This is a genomic window from Streptomyces sp. NPDC048496, from assembly GCF_043200055.1.
Lineage (GTDB): Bacteria > Actinomycetota > Actinomycetes > Streptomycetales > Streptomycetaceae > Streptomyces.
Genome location: NZ_JBICXB010000031.1, coordinates 1 through 16,599, shown reverse-complemented (window position 1 = coordinate 16,599; position 16,599 = coordinate 1). Strand labels below are relative to the sequence as shown.

15 protein-coding genes and 2 pseudogenes are annotated in these 16,599 nt (G+C 70.9%); 11 read left to right on the top strand and 6 right to left on the bottom strand.

The annotated features are described in order from the left end of the window. Window positions 1-96: 96 nt before the first annotated feature. Entirely contained in the window at window positions 97-1,809 is a 1,713-nt protein-coding gene (locus ACGFSA_RS24365; RefSeq protein ID WP_393307535.1) for a SulP family inorganic anion transporter, read from the top strand. A 252-nt stretch (window positions 1,810-2,061) separates the two neighbouring features. Here ACGFSA_RS24365 and ACGFSA_RS24360 read toward each other — a convergent pair whose 3' ends face one another. Further along, entirely contained in the window at window positions 2,062-3,777 is a 1,716-nt protein-coding gene (locus ACGFSA_RS24360; RefSeq protein ID WP_393307533.1) for a GAF domain-containing protein, read from the bottom strand. Between the two features lie 320 nt (window positions 3,778-4,097). Beyond that, window positions 4,098-4,790 carry a response regulator gene (locus ACGFSA_RS24355; RefSeq protein WP_393307531.1) on the bottom strand — a complete coding sequence of 231 codons (693 nt, stop codon included), beginning with the start codon at window positions 4,788-4,790 and terminating at the stop codon, window positions 4,098-4,100. Window positions 4,791-5,168: 378 nt separating this feature from the next. Between ACGFSA_RS24355 and ACGFSA_RS24350 the strand changes: the two genes are divergently transcribed. Both ACGFSA_RS24350 and ACGFSA_RS24345 read left to right on the top strand, forming a co-directional pair. After that, window positions 5,169-5,567 carry a hypothetical protein gene (locus tag ACGFSA_RS24350; protein ID WP_393307529.1) on the top strand — a complete coding sequence of 133 codons (399 nt, stop codon included), beginning with the start codon at window positions 5,169-5,171 and terminating at the stop codon, window positions 5,565-5,567. Window positions 5,568-5,916: 349 nt separating this feature from the next. Beyond that, complete coding sequence (locus tag ACGFSA_RS24345) at window positions 5,917-6,381, top strand: pyridoxamine 5'-phosphate oxidase family protein (protein WP_393307527.1); 465 nt, start codon at window positions 5,917-5,919, stop codon at window positions 6,379-6,381. 148 nt (window positions 6,382-6,529) lie between these two features. Here ACGFSA_RS24345 and pflA read toward each other — a convergent pair whose 3' ends face one another. Beyond that, window positions 6,530-7,309 carry a pyruvate formate-lyase-activating protein gene (pflA, locus tag ACGFSA_RS24340; RefSeq protein ID WP_393307525.1) on the bottom strand — a complete coding sequence of 260 codons (780 nt, stop codon included), beginning with the start codon at window positions 7,307-7,309 and terminating at the stop codon, window positions 6,530-6,532. Then, window positions 7,306-9,567, bottom strand: coding sequence for a formate C-acetyltransferase (gene pflB / locus ACGFSA_RS24335; RefSeq protein ID WP_393307523.1), 2,262 nt, complete (start codon window positions 9,565-9,567; stop codon window positions 7,306-7,308). Before pflB ends, pflA begins: the two co-directional genes overlap by 4 nt. A gap of 467 nt (window positions 9,568-10,034) precedes the next feature. Between pflB and ACGFSA_RS24330 the strand changes: the two genes are divergently transcribed. The 3 genes from ACGFSA_RS24330 to ACGFSA_RS24320 all read left to right on the top strand — a co-directional run bounded on the left by ACGFSA_RS24330 (window position 10,035) and on the right by ACGFSA_RS24320 (window position 12,294). Next, on the top strand, window positions 10,035-10,709 hold the full coding sequence (locus ACGFSA_RS24330; protein WP_393307521.1) for a hypothetical protein: 675 nt from the start codon (window positions 10,035-10,037) through the stop codon (window positions 10,707-10,709). Next, a complete protein-coding gene (locus ACGFSA_RS24325; protein ID WP_393307519.1) occupies window positions 10,709-11,155 on the top strand; it encodes a hypothetical protein in 447 nt (148 codons plus the stop codon). Before ACGFSA_RS24330 ends, ACGFSA_RS24325 begins: the two co-directional genes overlap by 1 nt. 77 nt (window positions 11,156-11,232) lie before the next feature. Next, window positions 11,233-12,294 (top strand): Acg family FMN-binding oxidoreductase, encoded by a 1,062-nt coding sequence (locus ACGFSA_RS24320; RefSeq protein ID WP_393307517.1) that lies wholly within the window; start codon window positions 11,233-11,235, stop codon window positions 12,292-12,294. 70 nt (window positions 12,295-12,364) lie between these two features. Here ACGFSA_RS24320 and ACGFSA_RS24315 read toward each other — a convergent pair. Next, window positions 12,365-12,948: pseudogene (locus tag ACGFSA_RS24315) on the bottom strand (pyridoxamine 5'-phosphate oxidase family protein). Window positions 12,949-13,178: 230 nt separating this feature from the next. Here ACGFSA_RS24315 and ACGFSA_RS24310 point away from each other — a divergent pair. From ACGFSA_RS24310 to ACGFSA_RS24295, 4 genes and pseudogenes are all read left to right on the top strand, one after another. After that, a pseudogene (locus tag ACGFSA_RS24310) lies at window positions 13,179-13,556 on the top strand (MFS transporter); the annotation flags it as partial. 6 nt (window positions 13,557-13,562) lie between these two features. Next, window positions 13,563-13,763, top strand: coding sequence for a hypothetical protein (locus tag ACGFSA_RS24305; protein ID WP_393307515.1), 201 nt, complete (start codon window positions 13,563-13,565; stop codon window positions 13,761-13,763). Between the two features lie 182 nt (window positions 13,764-13,945). Then, complete coding sequence (locus ACGFSA_RS24300) at window positions 13,946-14,719, top strand: DUF4389 domain-containing protein (protein WP_393307513.1); 774 nt, start codon at window positions 13,946-13,948, stop codon at window positions 14,717-14,719. Between the two features lie 42 nt (window positions 14,720-14,761). Further along, window positions 14,762-15,277, top strand: coding sequence for a DinB family protein (locus tag ACGFSA_RS24295; RefSeq protein ID WP_393307511.1), 516 nt, complete (start codon window positions 14,762-14,764; stop codon window positions 15,275-15,277). A 21-nt stretch (window positions 15,278-15,298) separates the two neighbouring features. On the opposite strand, the gene ACGFSA_RS24290 is transcribed toward ACGFSA_RS24295, so the two are convergent. Continuing rightward, window positions 15,299-15,541 carry a hypothetical protein gene (locus ACGFSA_RS24290; RefSeq protein ID WP_393307509.1) on the bottom strand — a complete coding sequence of 81 codons (243 nt, stop codon included), beginning with the start codon at window positions 15,539-15,541 and terminating at the stop codon, window positions 15,299-15,301. Window positions 15,542-15,828: 287 nt separating this feature from the next. Between ACGFSA_RS24290 and ACGFSA_RS24285 the strand changes: the two genes are divergently transcribed. Next, the gene (locus ACGFSA_RS24285; protein WP_393307507.1) at window positions 15,829-16,515 is read left to right on the top strand and encodes an alkaline phosphatase D family protein; all 687 of its coding nucleotides are present in this window, start codon (window positions 15,829-15,831) and stop codon (window positions 16,513-16,515) included. Window positions 16,516-16,599 lie beyond the last annotated feature (84 nt).

Genomic DNA, 16,599 nt, shown 5'->3' with positions numbered 1-16,599 from the left:
TCCGGAGGTGGAGAACCCGCCGGTTGGGACGCCGGAGCAGCCTCGCGGATGATCGCGCTCCGGTGGATGCTGAACTCACACGGAGAGAGGCGGCACATGACTCAGGGCTCGGGCGGACGGTTTGCGTGGTGGCGTCGGCTGGTGCCCGGCCTCGACGCGCTGCTGGGTTACCGGCGCTCGTGGTGGAAGGGCGACCTGCTGGCCGGCATGACCGTGGCGGCCTATCTCGTGCCGCAGGTGATGGCGTACGCGGGCGTGGCCGGGTTGCCGCCGGTCGCCGGACTGTGGGCAATCCTGCCCGCCCTCGCGCTGTACACGCTGTTCGGCTCGTCCCGGCTGCTGTCGGTCGGTCCCGAGTCGACGACCGCCCTGATGACGGCCACCGTTGTGGGCCCGCTCGCCGGCGGGGACGCGGGGCGCTACGCGTCGCTGGCGGCGGCCCTCGCGGTCACGGTCGGTCTGCTGTGCCTGGTGGCACGGGTGGTGCGGCTGGGCTTCCTGGCGGACCTGCTCTCCCGCCCGGTCCTGATCGGTTATCTCGCCGGCGTGGCCCTGATCATGATGGTGGACCAGCTGCCCAGGCTCACCGGCGTGCGGACGACCGGTTCGGAGTTCTTCCCCCAACTGTGGTCGTTCGTCCGGCATCTGACCGACACCGATCCGGCCACGGCCGTCTTCTCCGCCGCCGCGCTGGTGTTCCTGTTCACAGTGAAGCGGTACGTCCCGGCGCTGCCGGGACCGCTGCTCGCCGTGGTCCTCGGTACCGCGGCCGTGGCCGTCTTCGACCTCGACGGCCGTCACGGCATCAAGGTCATCGGCGACGTTCCGTCGGGGCTGCCGTCCGTCGCCCTGCCGGACCTGGGCGAGCTGCCGCGTCTGGTTCTGCCCGCGCTCGGGGTGCTGATCGTCGCGTACACGGACTTCATCCTCACCGCGCGCGCCTTCACCGGCCGTGATCAAGTAGGACCCGGGCTCGACGCCAACCAGGAGTTCCTTGCCCTGGGCACGGCCAACCTCGGCGCCGGTGTCCTGCACGGATTCCCCGTCAGCAGTAGCGCCAGCCGCACAGCGCTCGCCTCCTCGGCGGGCGCCCGCAGCCAGGCGTACTCGCTGGTGGCCGGTGCGGCGGTGCTGGCCGTGCTGATGTTCCTGAGCCCGCTGCTGAGCCGTACACCCTCAGCCGTGCTGGGCGCGCTCGTCGTCTACGCCGCGGTCCGCATGATCGACCTTGCGGGCTTCCGCAGGCTGGCGTCCTTCCGGCGCCGCGAGCTGCTGCTCGCGGTGGGCTGCCTGGCGGGCGTGCTCGCCCTGGACATCCTGTACGGGGTGATCGTGGCCGTCGGTCTGTCGGTGGCCGAGCTGCTCACCCGGGTGGCGCGACCGCATGACGCGGTCGAGGGGCTGGTTCCCGGGGTGGCGGGCATGCACGACGTCGACGACTACCCTCAGGCACGCACGATCCCGGGCCTGGTGGTCTACCGCTACGACTCGCCGCTCTTCTTCGCCAACGCGGAGAACTTCCGGCGCCGGGCCCTGGCCGCCGTCGACCAACAGGCCGGCCCGGTGCGCTGGTTCGTCCTCAACACCGAGGCCAACATGGAGGTCGACATCACCGCCCTCGACGCAGTTGACGAGCTGCGCCGCGAACTCACCCACCGTGGCATCGTGTTCGCCCTCGCCCGGGTCAAGCAGGATCTCGTGAACGACCTGAAGGCGTACGGCCTGGTGGATTCCGTCGGCACGGACCTGATCTTCCCGACCCTGCCGACGGCCGTGGCGGCATACCGGAAGTGGTGTGCAGAACGGTAGGCCGCCGACCCGGCGCTGCGCGTTGACCGATGGGCCGCCCAACTGCCCTCAGAGCCTGTCGGGTGACCTCTGATCGGGCGGCCACGGCGTGGCACGCACGCTTCCGGCGTTGTCGAAATGCCCTGGTAGCTCCTTCCCCAAGCTCTCAGCTTCGTTCGAGCAGGGGAGACCCCGTCCAAGGACGTCCGGCCGCCTTGCGATCGCACGCACTGGACGACGCTCCTCACGGGGCAAACATTGCCGGTCACGGCACTAGCCCACCTGTATGGGCACACTCCATGCCAGCGTGGTGCCGTCGTCGGCCTGGCTGGCCAACTCCAGCTTTCCACCCAGTTGTTCAGCCCGTTCAGCCATGTTGCGCAGGCCGCTGCGACGGCCGTCGGGCGGGATACCCACACCGTTGTCGGAGACGGTGAGCCGCACCTCGCGCCCGTCGGTCTCGAGCACGACCTCGGCGCGGACGGCGCGTGCGTGCCGGGCGATGTTGGTCAGTGACTCGGACAGGACGGCCACCACATGGTCGGCGATCTCCTTCGGCACATGCGTGTCCAGCAGGCCATCCATACGCAGGCTGGGCGCGAAGCCCAGCACCGGTGCCGCCTCGCCGGCCACGCGTACCGCCCGCGCCCGCAGACCGGGGCTGTCGGCGCCCTCACGCGACCGCAGACCGAAGATCGTCGACCTGATGATCCTGATGGTCTCGTCCAGGTCGTCCACCGCCCGCAGTACGCGCTCCGTGGCCTCGGTGTGCTCAATGAAACGGCCCGCGCTCTGCAGGGTCATGCCGGTGGCGAACAGCCGCTGGATCGCCAGGTCGTGCAGATCCCGGGCTATGCGGTCACGGTCCTGGAGCACCGCGATCTCCTCGGCGTCCCTGCGGCGCTCCGCCAACTCCATGGCGACCGCGGCCTGCGCGGCGAACCCCCGCAGCGGCTCGGTCTCCTTGTCGGAGAACACCGTCTGGCCCGCCGCACGAACCAGCAACACCACACCTCGTACACCGTCACCGGTGCCGATGGGGACCGCGACGGCCGGGCCGAGTCCGGTGAAGCGTGGCGGACCGGCCGAAACCCGCTGGTCGCGGGACACGTCCTGGCTGGCGACGGGCGCCGCTGCGGCGAAGGCCCGGCCGATCAGGCTGTCGTCCACGGGCAGCACGAGGCCGCGGTGGGCTTCCGCCTCCTGCCCGATGGCGAGCTCCACCGTGAGGGAGCCGGTGTCCTCCATCGGCACCGCGACCACGGCAAGCGCCGCTCCGGTGATCTCCCTGGCCCGTTCGGCGATCAGCGCGAGGACCTCGCCGCGGTCGCTGCCGGACATGAGGCTGTGGGTGATCTCCGCGCTCGCCTGCAGCCAGCGTTCACGCAGCCGGGACTCCTCGTACAGGCGGGCGTTGTCGATGGCCACGCCGGCCGCGACGGCCAGGGTGGACAGGACCGACTCGTCCTCCTCGTCGAACTGTGCCCCGCCCCGCTTCTCGGTCAGGTACAGGTTGCCGAAGACCTGGTCACGTACCCGGATCGGTACGCCGAGGAAGGTGTTCATCGGCGGGTGGTGGGGTGGGAAGCCGTACGAGGCGGGGTGCCCGGAGAGCTTGGCCAGCCGCAACGGCTCGGGGTGCCGGATCAGCTCTCCGAGGATGCCGTGGCCCTCCGGGTAGGGGCCGATCTGGGCGATCTGCTCCTCGCTGACGCCGACAGTGAGGAAATCCGACAGCCGTTCTCCGTCCGGCCCGATCACGCCCAGGGCCGCGTACTCGGCCTCGACCAGGACCGCGGCGGCTTCCACGATGCTGCGCAGCGCCTGCTCCAGGTCGAGCTCACGGCCGACCGAGAGGACCGCTTCCAGCAGGCTGTGCACGCGGTCGCGGGTGCCACGGGCCGCGTCCAGGCGGGCCTGCAACTCCTCCAGCAGCTCATCCAGCCGTAGCTGCGGCAGTCGCACGCGGGCACCCTCGGAGCCTGCCACCAGTGATTCCTCCAAGCCCCTCACCCCGTCGACGGCCAACCGGTTCTGGCCCGAGGCCACCATATCGGCCCATGACAGGGGCCGATATGAGATACAGGGGCCGGTACGTGAGATGAGGATCACCGGCCGCGATCGGTGGGGGTGTGCGGTGCGCGAAGGGCCAGGCCAGGCGCTTCTCCCCGCGGCCGGGCGACGGCCCGCAGGCAAGGCGGCACCGCGTATGGATGCGACTGGTCGGTGCACTCGCCCGGACGTCGATTCGTACGCCGCCAGATGGGGTCCCAGTCGGCGGTTCGTTCTCGGCACCGCCGACTGGGACTTCAGCGCCTTACCTGCTTCTGCCGGTCCCGGGCCTGGGTGGCGATGACGGCGGCCTGGATGCGGCGCTCCACGCCGAGCTTGGCCAGCAGGCGGGAGATGTGGTTCTTCACCGTCTTCTCGGCCAGATACAGCCGCTGGCCGATTTGGCGGTTGGTCAGCCCCTCGCCGATCAGTGCGAGAATCTCGCGCTCCCGGTCGGTCAGGCCCGGCAGCCCGTCCGGCTCCTCCTCGTGTTGTTGACCGCCGCGCAGCCGGGCCATCAGCTTGGTGGTGGCGCTCGCGTCGAGCAGGGACTGGCCGCCGGCCACGGTACGTACGGCGGACACCAGGTCCGAGCCCTGGATCTGCTTCAGGACGTACCCGGACGCGCCCGCCATGATCGAGTCGAGCAGGGCCTCCTCGTCGTCGAAGGAGGTCAGCATCAGGCAGGCCAGCTCGGGCATGCTCGAGCGGAGCTCCCGGCACACGGTCACACCGTCGCCGTCGGGCAGGCGGACATCGAGCACCGCCACCTGAGGGCGCAACGCGGGGACGCGCACCAAGGCCTGCTCGACCGTGCCGGCCTCGCCGACCACACTGATGTCCGGCTCGTCGTTCAGCAGGTCGCGCACGCCGCGCCGTACCACCTCGTGGTCGTCCAGCAGGAAGACCCGGATCGGGCCGCCGGGGCGGGGCTGCTCGGTGTCCACCATCAATTGCTCCTTGGTTCCGCGTTCCGCGCCGATGTCCCCTCGTGGACGGGATCGGCCTCCGTGCCGAGATCTTTCCCGCATCCGGGCCGAGGGGCCAGGGCCTGTCGGCCCTGTTTACCCCGCGGTATCCCACTGCCGGGAGCAGTCGCTGCACCTCGGGGCACAAACCGGCGGGCCGCGTTCTCGTCGGCGTACCGGACCACGGCCCGCCCGGCGGCTGCCCGAGGACCGGGGAGGCCAAACGGCCGAGGACCGTGACCGGCGACCGCACATGGGCAGGCCCCATGGCCCTGCTTCCGGGGCCTGACAGCCCTGGGCCGGGGGCGGGGCTCGCAGCAGTCTGGAGCCGCTGCCCGACGATCAGAAGGAGCGGAGCACATGACTGCCAGGGAAACCGGCACCCACGACACCACCACCGTCGCCGTACAGGTGCGGGCGGAAGGCGTTGTGGACGAGGAAGCACTCGCGTACATCCGGGCCAAGGCCGACGCGGTGCTCAGCCGGCCGGGGCTTGCGGGCGTCACCGGTGAGGTGAGAGTCGCGAGGGCCGCGGCGCGCCACGTCGAGCAGCCGTGGTCCGCCGAGGCCGAGATCCGGGTGGGGACCACCCTCCTCGTCGCCCACGCGCGGGAGGCCAGCGCGCATGAACTCGCGGACCGGCTGCACGACCGGCTGCGCGGCCGGCTGGAGAGCACCGTTCACCGCAAGGACGCCGCCCGCCGGTCGGCCACTCCGCCTCCGTGGCGCGGCGGCCCAGCCGACCGCGGGCGGAATTGACGTCGCCTGGCCCTCCCGCGCGAGGAGGATCGGCCCTCCGCCGTGTACGCATGGGCCCTACGACACGGCACGGGGACCGGACGCGGCGCCGTGCAGGGTCGGCCGGACACGAACCAGGGCCGAACGGCCCTGGTGTGAGGAGTTCCGGTGCCGTTCCAATGATCCGATCGAGCCTGCCGTGGCTCCCGCCTCACCGGGTGCCACCGGCAGGCAACCGCCCGCGTCTCGAAGGGACGACGCACATGAACCGGCGAACCGGCCGTCTACCCGGCGACGGGCCGTGCAACAGCCTCGCCACGCCGGCCGGAGACACGCAGCAGTGAGCAATGAATCCGTACGGAAGCCCGCCATGACCATCGACAACGTCCAGATACTTCCTCCCGGGCCGCGCCGGAGCGTCGAGCTCGACAGCGACGAAGCATTGCGGCTGCTGGGCAGCGTGTCCTTGGGGAGGATCGTCTTCACCCGCCACGCACTGCCGACCGTCCGCCCGGTCAACCACATCCTGGACAACGGCGACATCGTCATCCGCACCCACGAGGGCGCGGCCCTGACCTCGCGCACCCGCCAGGCCGACAGCCTGGGCGTCGTGGTCGCCTACGAGGCCGACACCATCGGCCCGGACACACACCTCGGCTGGAGTGTGGTGGTCACCGGTTACGCCCACCTGGTGACCGACCCGTACGAACTCGCCCGCTATCAGGCCCTGCTCAACCCGTGGGTGAACCAGACCATGGACTACGCGGTCCGCATCCACCCCGACCTGATCACAGGCGTCCGTCTCACCGCCGTCGACGAACCAGGTGACGCCTGATCAACGTCCGCGAGCCGCAGGCCGCTGCGCCCCGGCACCGCACCCCGCACGGAAGCCGGTAAGCCCCTGACAAGGCCGCGAAGGGCTCCGCGTCATCAACGCGCGCATCCACGCACCGCCCAATGAGCGATCAATGGATCAGACCCGCTCACAGCGCCCGCAGGCCGTGCTCCCGGAACTGTTCCCGCACCCGCTCCACCAGCTCCGGATCGGGGACGGCGGTGTCGCGCAGCGGGAAGTCGATACCGAGGGCGTCGTACTTGTGGACGCCGAGCTTGTGGAACGGCAGGACGTCCACCTGCTCGACGTTGCCCAGTCCGGCCAGGAAGGCGCCGAGGCCGTCCACGGCGGATGGATCGTCGGTCCAGCCGGGTACGAGGACGTAGCGGATCCGCACCGGCACGCCCAGCCTGTCCAGGCGGGTCGCGAAGCTGAGCGTGGGGGCGAGGGCGCCGCCGGTCAGCCGCCGATACGTGCCGATGTCGAAGGACTTGATGTCGAGCAGCACCAGGTCGGCGCCGGCCAGGAGCGCGTCGTCGGCGCGGGCTCCCAGGAAGCCGGAGGTGTCCACGGCGGTGTGCAGGCCCAGCTCCTTGCAGCGGCGGAGTACCGCGCCGGTGAACGCGGGCTGGAGGAGCGGCTCCCCGCCCGTCAGCGTCACTCCGCCGCCTGCCGTGGTGACGAAGGCCCGGTACTTCGCGATCTCCGCCATCACCTCGTCGACGCTCGTCACCTTCCCGTCACGCAGATGCCAGGTGTCCGGATTGGCGCAGTACAGGCAGCGCAGCGGGCAGCCGCTGACGAACAGCACGAACCGGGTCCCGGGACCGTCCACGCCGGTGGACAGGTCCCAGGAGTGCACCCGGCCAGTGAGCCGTCCCGCCGCCGGGAGGACCTGCCGCGTCACCGGGTTCGCCGCGGTGTTCACAGCGATCCGTGGAAGGTGCGGCTGATCACGTCGAGCTGCTGCTCGCGCGTCAGGCGGACGAAGTTGACGGCGTACCCGGAGACCCGGATCGTCAGCTCCGGATACTTCTCCGGGTGTTCCATGGCGTCCTCGAGCGTCACCCGGCTCAGAACGTTCACGTTCATGTGGAAGCCGCCCGAGCTCATGTAGGCGTCGAGGATGCCGGCCAGGTTCGCGGCGCGCTCGGCCGGGTCGTGACCGAGTCCCTCGGGGGTGACGGTCGAGGTGAGGGAAATGCCGTCGCGGGCCGCCTCGTACGGGAGCTTGGCCACCGAGAGCGCGGAGGCGACCATGCCGTGCCGGTCGCGGCCGTTCATCGGGTTCGCCCCGGGCGCGAACGGGGCTCCCGTGCGGCGGCCGTCGGGCGTGTTGCCGGTGTGCTTGCCGTACACCACGTTGGAGGTGATGGTCAGCACCGACTGGGTGTGCTCGGCGTCGCGGTAGGTGGGGTGCTTGCGCACCTTGGCCATGAAGGACTTCACCAGACCGGCGGCGAGGGCGTCCGCGCGGTCGTCGTTGTTCCCGTACACCGGGTACTCGCCCTCGACCTCGTAGTCCACAGCCAGCCCGGTCGCGTCCCGGATCGCCTTCACCCGCGCGTGCTTGACGGCCGACAGGCTGTCGACGGCCACCGACATGCCCGCGATCCCGCAGGCCATGAAGCGGTGCACGGGGTGGTCGTGCAGGGCCATCTCGATGCGCTCGTAGGCGTACTTGTCGTGCATGTAGTGGATGACGTTGAGCGCGTTGACGTAGGTCTCCGCGAGCCAGTCCAGCATCCGGTCGTACGCCGCCGACAGCTCCTCGTAGTCCAGGTACTCTCCGGTCAGCGCGGGCATCTCGGGCGCGACCTGCTCGCCGGTCATCTCGTCCCGGCCGCCGTTGATCGCGTACAGCAGCGCCTTGACCAGGTTGACGCGGGCACCGAAGAACTGCATCTGCTTGCCCACCGCCATGGCGGAGACGCAGCAGGCGATCGCGGTGTCGTCGCCGGTGCGCGGACGCATCAGCTCATCAGACTCGTACTGGACGGCGCTGGTGTCGATCGAGACCTGGGCGCAGAACCGCTTGAAGCCCTCCGGCAGCCGCGGCGACCACAGCACGGTCAGGTTCGGCTCGGGGGCCGGTCCCAGGTTGTACAGGGTCTGCAGGAAGCGGAAGGAGGTGCGGGTGACCAGCGGCCGGCCGTCGATGCCGATGCCGCCGATGGATTCCGTCACCCAGGTCGGGTCGCCGGAGAACAGCGCGTCGTACTCGGGGGTGCGCAGGAACCGTACAATCCGCAGCTTGATCACGAAGTCGTCGATCAGCTCCTGGGCCCGGGTCTCGTTGATGCGCCCCTCGTCCAGGTCGCGCTGGAGGTAGACGTCCAGGAAGGTGGAGGTGCGGCCCAGAGACATCGCCGCGCCGTTCTGCTCCTTCACCGCGGCCAGGAAGCCCAGGTAGAGCCACTGCACGGCCTCGTGCGCGGTGGCGGCGGGGCGGGTGACGTCGCAGCCGTACGAGGCGGCCATCCGCGCCAGCTCGCCGAGCGCGCGGATCTGTTCGGCCAGCTCCTCCCGGTCGCGGATCGCGTCCGGGGTGGAGGGCCGCGCGTCCAGCAGGGCCCGCTCGGCACGCTTGGCCTCGGCCAGCCGGTCGGTGCCGTACAGCGCGACGCGCCGGTAGTCGCCGATGATCCGGCCGCGGCCGTACGCATCCGGCAGGCCGGTGATGACGCCCGCCCTGCGGGCGGCGCGCATCTCGGGGGTGTACGCGTCGAAGACGCCGTCGTTGTGGGTCTTGCGATAGGTGCCGAAGACCTTCGTGACGAACGGGTCGGGCTCGTATCCGTACGCCGCGAGCCCGTTTTCGACCATCCGCAGCCCGCCGTTCGGCATGATGGCCCGCTTCAGCGGGGCGTCGGTCTGCAGGCCGACGATCAGCTCGCGGTCCTGGTCGATGTAGCCGGGCGCGTGCGAGGTGATCGTGGACGGGGTGGCAGTGTCGACGTCGAGGACGCCCTTGCGCCGCTCCTCGGGGAACAGCGCGCTGACCTTGCGCCAGACAGTGAGCGTGCGCTCGGTAGGGCCGGCCAGGAACTCCGGACCGCCTTCGTGCGTCGTGTAGTTCGCCTGGATGAAGTCGCGTACGTCGATCCGGTCGCGCCAGCGTCGGCCCGCGAAGCCGCGCCAGGCCTCGGCCGGTGCGTCCACGTCTGGGCGGGTTGCCACGGTCATCACTGCCTCCACATCGTTCGCGACACCGCCCACGGAGGATCCCGCGGGCGGCTCCGGTGACGATGCTCGTCGCCTGCCGCCAGTCAGGGCAGGGTCTACGGGAACCCGTCGTCGCGCCGTCCGGCCCTCTCGCCATAGGGCCGTTCGGTCTGTGGCGCGGGCGGCTGTGCCAGGTGCTCAGGACCGCACGGCGGCCCGCGCAGCCGAGAAAGGGACCGTTGACCCATGTTCCGCAGGACCATCGGCCGCCGCGCCGACCACTGCCGTCGGTGGATGCTGACAGCCGACCGATCCCGGAGGTAACCCGTGTACGACCGTTCGGAGCGCTCGCCCGGCCGATTCCACCGCTGTCGCTCGCGGTGGGTGCCGCGCACGGTCCGGGCCGGTCACCGTCCGGCCGCCCGCCTCGTCCGCCCTGACTCCACGGCGGCCGGACACACCCTTCGCGGCCTGGGCAGGGCGGTGCGATGAGCGCCACCGCGCGGGGGATCCGCCGTCAGCGGCACGACGCCGCGGAGCGGCCGTTCATCGTCATCTGGGAGTCCACCCGGGCCTGCCCGCTGACCTGCCGCCACTGCCGCGCCGAGGCCGTGCCCGACCGCGACCCGCGGGAGCTGGGCACCGCCGCCGCGAAGGACCTGCTGGGCGTGCGCATGGCCGAGCGCACCACCCGGCTGGCGCGCTGGGTGCTGGCGCTGACCGGGGGAGGCCTGCTGACCGCGGTCGCCGGGCCGGCGGCCGGATGGCGCCCGGCTGTCGCACTCGGCAGCACCGCCCAGGTGACGAAGTTGCGTCAGGAAACCCCGGACGCCTGGGTGTTCAACGGCATCGCGGCCCAGTATGCCAAGCGGCCTCTGAAGGCCGCGGCCGGCGAGCGGGTCCGCTTCTGGGTGGTCGCCGCAGGTCCCAGCGACGGCATCGCCTTCCACCTTGTCGGCACCGTCTTCGACACTCTGTACAAGGAGGGCGCCCACCTGCTCAAGCCGGACAAGGCGGGCGGCGCACAGGTGCTGGACCTGGCCACGGCGCAGGGCGGCTTCGTCGAGACGACGTTCCCCGAGGCGGGCCACTACGCGTTCGTCGACCACGACACGCGCCACGCCGACGCCGGAGCCCACGGCATGGTGGAGGTGAGTGACTGATGGACACCGTCGGCTGGTGGTCCCTGGTGCGTTTCGCGCACGTGGCGGGCGCCGCCCTGTGGGTCGGCGGCCAACTGACCCTGACCCTGGTGATCCTGCCGCTGGCCCGCCACCTGCTCGCCCCGGAGGCCAAGGACCGCTTCACCGCCGCGGCGGGCCGCCGGTTCGGGGTGCTGACCGGAACGGTCTTCCTGCCGTTGCAACTGGGCACGGGCTGGGCCATGGCCTGGCACAAGGGCGTCACCTGGGCCTCGCTCGCCGAACCCGGTTACGGCCGCACCCTGGCGGCCAAACTCGCCCTGTTCGTCGTGGTGATGCTCGCTGCGGCGGGTCACGGCATCGCCCATGCCCAGGGCCGCGCAGACCTGGCCCGGGCCTTGGCGGTCGTCTCCCTCGCCGGTTCACTCGGCGTCGTCCTGCTGGCCACCGCCCTGCCCGCCACATGAGCCGCGCCCCCGCCGCCCCGGACCGACACGCCGCCAAGGCGGCCCTCTCCCGCGGCCCGAACGAAACAGGAGGCATCGTGCGTAGTACCCGTACCCGTACCCGCGCCCTGGACTCAGCCACCGTGGAGTCGCTGCTCGCGGCGGCCGTGGCAGCTCCGTCGATCCACAACACCCAGCCCTGGCGCTTCCACGTGGACCCCGACAGCCAGGTGCTGGAGGTCCGTTCGGCGCCGGAGCGAAGACTGCCGCTGACCGACCCGACGCATCGCGCCCAGCACCTCTCGGTGGGCGCGGCCGTCTTCAATTTCCGGGCGGCCGCGGTGCATCTGGGCTGGGACCCCATCGTCCGGCTGCGTCCCGCCGTCGACGATCCGGACCTGCTGGCCACGGTGCAACTGGCCGCGCCCACCACGGAGGCCGGCAGGCAGCTGCCCCTGCGCGATCTGTACCAGGCGGTCGAGCGGCGCCACACGAGCCGGATGCCCTTTACCGGCCGGCCGGTACCGGACACGATCGTGACCGAGATGATCAGCTCGGCCCGGGCCGAGGGCGCGTACCTGGACGTGCCCGACATCGTGGGGACCCGGCACCTGCTGCGCCTGACCCAGACGGCGGAGGCGCGCAACGCCGCCCACCCGGCCCGCACGGCCGAAGGACGCACCTGGATCACCGCTCCGGGAGCGGACGCCTCCTACGGCATTCCCCTTACCGCCCTGGGCCCGCGGGACGCGTCCGGGCGGATGCCGGTTCGGGACTTCACCGGCGCACTGCCCGTACCGCGGCTGCCCGCCCTGCGATTCGAACGCCACGCCCAGGTGGCCCTGCTGTGGACCACCCACGACCGGCCGGAGGACTGGCTGCGGGCAGGTCAGGCGCTGGAGCGCGTGTTGCTCACGGCGACCGTGCACGGGGTGCGCACCTCGATGCTGCACCAGACGATGGAGTGGCCGGACCTGCGGACGGCGATGGCCGGATCGAGGCGGCGGTGCTGCCCGCAGCTGCTGATCCGCTTCGGGTACGGCCCGGACGGCGGCAGTACGCCCCGTGCGTCCGCATACCCCGCGCCTGGTTCCGTCACGGGGCTGGAGTCGAAGGCTTCTCACACGAGGACCGACAGGAGGACCGAGCGCACGGACTGATTCCGCACCGTCGGCTCATGACCGGTCTGCTCGGCAGGAGTCAGAATCCAAGCGGCCGTTGGGGCGCGCCTCACTGCGTGCCGCGCGTTCCCCGGAGCTCGCGTCCGGTGACCGTCTCGGACTCGATCCGCACGAACACCGCCTCCCGCAGAGGCATCCAGGAGTGGGGGCCGGCCTGCGACAGCCGCTCACGCTCGGCAGGATCGGTCACCACGGCGGCCCGTCCGGTGACGACGACGCTCCATCCGGACCGGGTCGCCGCATCGAAGACCGACCGGCAAATGGGGGGCGGCGTCGCGGGGCTGGGCACGCACATCTGCCGCGTTGTCGTCAATCACCATGGCTCCGCCATGTCTCAATCCTCCGCCTTGCAGCTGCACGCACCCAGCCCCGCTCCTTCTCCCACCCCCCATTTGCCGGTCGGTCGAACTCGTCCGCTTCGAAGGCGACCACGACACCATCGATGGCGCGTACGAGGTCCGGGCCCGGCGAGGTGCACAGCAGGACGCAGGAGGCCGTGTCCAGGGAGAAGTTGATGGGGAGGACCGCTGGCAGTGCCTGCCGGGTGCAGACCACGCGGCCGACCGGCACCTTGGCGAGCAGGCGCAGGCACTCCTGGTGGTCGAGTGCGCGAAAGGCGTCGTTCTTGAGCATCAGCCCATCGTCCCCAGGGGGTGGCGCGGGGATAGGGACGACCTGCCCGCCTCAGCGCATCCCGACGCGGACGCCGGCCGCGGCCGCGGATTCGCGGAGGCCGCGCGGGCAACCCGGTGTGCGAGGTGGTGAGGGTGGTGGAAAGGGACGGCCGGACCCGAACCCGGGGCCTGTCTGTCCGTCAGTAGGGACTCATGGCCCATGCCGTCGGCGAGTCCGGATGCGGACACGCGGTGGTGCAGTCGTTCACCCCGGCCCTGGCGCCGGTGGGAACCATCGCCTTCCTGGCCATGGCCGCCGCGCTCGGCGCGGCCAGCGGGGCGACCTTCGCCCTGGTGGCACTGCTGACCCCGGTCAACCGGGTCGGCTCGGTCACCGGCGTGGTCGGCGCCGCCGGCGGACTGGGCGGCTTCCTGCCGCCGCTGGTGATGGGCTCGCTGTACGGCGAGTACGGGACGTACGCGGCCGGCCTCGCCCTGCTCGCGATCGTGGCCGCCGCCGCGCTGGCCTACACCCTCACCGGTGTCCGCGCCGCAGCCGAAGGCAGCGAGCGCAAGCCGCGCACCGACCGCCGGCGCGGGCACCGCACCACAGGCACCACCCTGTAAGGACGAGTGGACGAGAACGACAGATCGAGCAACAAGGAGAGGTCCGGCGCGCTGCTCTCGCTCGGCGGCGTGATGCTGTCCTTCTGCGGCTGGTACGCCGACTACGGCGGTTACGCCGACCTGCCGGTGGCCGCACCACGCCCAAGCTGGTCACCGTCGAGCGCGACTACGGTGCCATCGCCGACAAGATGGGCGCGAGTGACGTGACCACATGACGACGGACCCGGTCATCGGGGGACGACCGATGGCCGGGTCCTGCCCGGTCCGGCGCGGCCCGTCAGGACACCCGATCGGCCCGTGGTCGATTGCGGGCCCGTATCGGCGGGCCGAGCGTGGGGTGACGTCGTAGGTGCCGATGGGGTATGCATCACCTGCCGAGGAGGAGCGACATGGCTGACGCCCAGTGGACGGGCCCCAGGGGGCCGGACGTGGGGGAGTGGCTCCCTGTGTTGGACCTCGTCGAGCCGGCGAGGCAGCGCCGGCTCACGGTGCTGGTGCGGCTGCTTCTGCTGATCCCGCACTTCATCGTGTTGTTCTTCCTCTACATCGCGGCCTTTTTCACCGCCATCGCGGGCTGGTTCGCCGCCCTGGTCCTGGGGCGGCTGCCCGAACCGGTCTTCCGCTTTCTCGCCGGATATCTCGGGTACCACACGCGGGTCGGCGCGAGCGCAATGCTGCTGATCGACCGCTATCCGCCGTTCGCCCTGACTCCGCCGCCGGACTATCCGGTCCAGATCGAGCTCCGGCCGACGGAACTCAACCGGCTGGCAGTCTTCTTCCGTCTGATCCTGATGATTCCGGCAGCGGTGGTGCAGGGACTCGCCACCTCCGGCTGGTGGGCGCTGTCCTTCATCTGGTGGCTGATCACACTGATCCTGGGACGCATGCCCCAGCCCCTCTTCGAGGCCTCGGCCGCGACACTCCGTTACGGAATGCGTTTCTACGCCTACTTCATGATGCTCACCCCGGCCTACCCCAAGGGGTTCTTCGGCGAAGAAGCCCTTTCCGTACCCGATCAGCAGCCCCGTTCCGCCACCCGGCCGCTGATCATGAGCGGAGCGGGGAAGGCTCTGCTGATCCTCTTCCTGGTGGTGGGTGTGGCCGCGAACATCACCACCTCCGCCACGACCGACTGGTCCTCGGACAGCACTGACAGGTGGTGAAAGGCCTGGCAGTATCCGGGGGCCGACGGGCATGATCTGGCGATGACATGGACAGCACCAGACGCAACACGCACGCCCGGATCCCTCGTCGCCGGTGAGCGGGAGATGCTCACGGGATATCTCGGATGGTTCCGCAGCACCCTGCTGCAGAAGTGCGCCGGCCTGACCGGTGAGCAGCTTGCCGAACAGACCGTACCGCCGTCCAACCTCACCCTTCTCGGGCTGCTCCGCCATATGGCGAAGGTCGAACGCACCTGGTTCCGGGAGCGTTTCGCCGGCCAGTCGCTGGACCCGATGTACGACCCCGCCAGGGGCAAGGACGCGGACTTCGAGGACCTGGACCCGGCGTGCGCCGCCGACGACTACGCGCGCCTGGTCGAGGAGTGCCGGCTGGCGGACGCCGCCATCGCCGACGTATCGCTCGACGACACTTTTGTCCACGGCGGCGAGGTCTTCTCGCTGCGCCTCGTGCACATCCACATGATCGGGGAGTACGCGCGCCACATCGGCCACGCCGATCTGGTGCGGGAGCGGCTGGACGGGGTGACGGGGGCCTGAGCGGCGCCGAATGGCCACTGTTCAGTTGGCTCGGGGCGGCGTGCGGCGCCGCCCGGCGGAATGGAGGTCGCCCCCACCTGCCGCCAGCAGGGCCGCAGTTGTCGCGGTGAGGAGCATGGTGTTGGCCGCCCGGGTGTCGGCGAGGCCGCCTCCGGCGAGCCGGGTGCCCGTGCCGGTGCGCGGCAGCCAGGGCAAGCAGCGCGGCGAGCCGACCGCGCCGGCTCCACCCCGCAGGGCACGCAGGCCCGCAGCGGCGATTCTCATGGACGGATCCTCTGTATGAGGCGTGGGTGAACCGGGCGGCCCCTGCAGGAGAACGGCTGCGCGTCATGAGACCGACAAAATGGCGTAAGGGTTGTACGGCGGTGTCGGTGGACCGGCGGATCACCGGCGGAGTAGCCTTCCCGGCGTGCGCGGAGTCCGGCAACCGTGAGTCCGTCACTCGGAGTTGCTCAAGCGGCCGTTCCGCGTCCGCATCCGGGAACCTCGGCGGACACCGCCGACCGCGACGGTACTGGCGACGCCCGAACTCGCCAGCACTGGAGGTTCCGTTGACCGCGCAATCTCTGTCCCGGAGGCATCTGCTCGGCTTCGGCGGCGCCGGAGCGGCGGCTCTGGCGCTGGGGACGGGGCTCTGGCAGGCCGATCTGGCGTTTGCCGCCCCGCCGCTGAGCGGCAACCCCTTCACCCTGGGCGTGGCCTCGGGGGACCCCCGGTCCGATGGTGTCGTGCTGTGGACCCGCCTCGCCCCCGATCCGTTCGCCGCCGACGGGCTGGGCGGCATGCCGGGCCGCACGGTCCGGGTGGAGTACGAGGTGGCCGCGGACGAACGCTTCCGCCGCCCCGTGCAGAGGGGTAGCGTGATCGCCTCTTCCGAACTCGCACACTCCGTGCACCCCGAGATCCACGGCCTGCACCCGAACCGTGAGTACTACTACCGCTTCCGGGTGGGGGACTACGTGTCCCGGACGGGCCGTACTCGTACCACCCCTGCCATCTGGGCTTCTCCCCGCGAGCTGAACTTCGCCTTCGCTTCCTGTCAGGCATGGCAGGACGGCTACTTCACGGCCTACCGGCACCTGGCGGAGGAGAATCTGGATCTGGTCGTTCATCTTGGCGACTATGTCTACGAGTCCGGTGTCGGCACCAACAAGCGCGGAGTGACGACCGACGCGAAGTTCCACACCGAGTCGAAGGATCTCGCCCGCTACCGCCTCCAGTACGGCCTCTACCTCTGATCTTGGCCAGTGCTCCGCCCTTCAGGGCGGGGGTGAAGGCCATCCTTGGCCCGGAGGCGCGCAGCGCCGGAGTGCTCTTCGTCT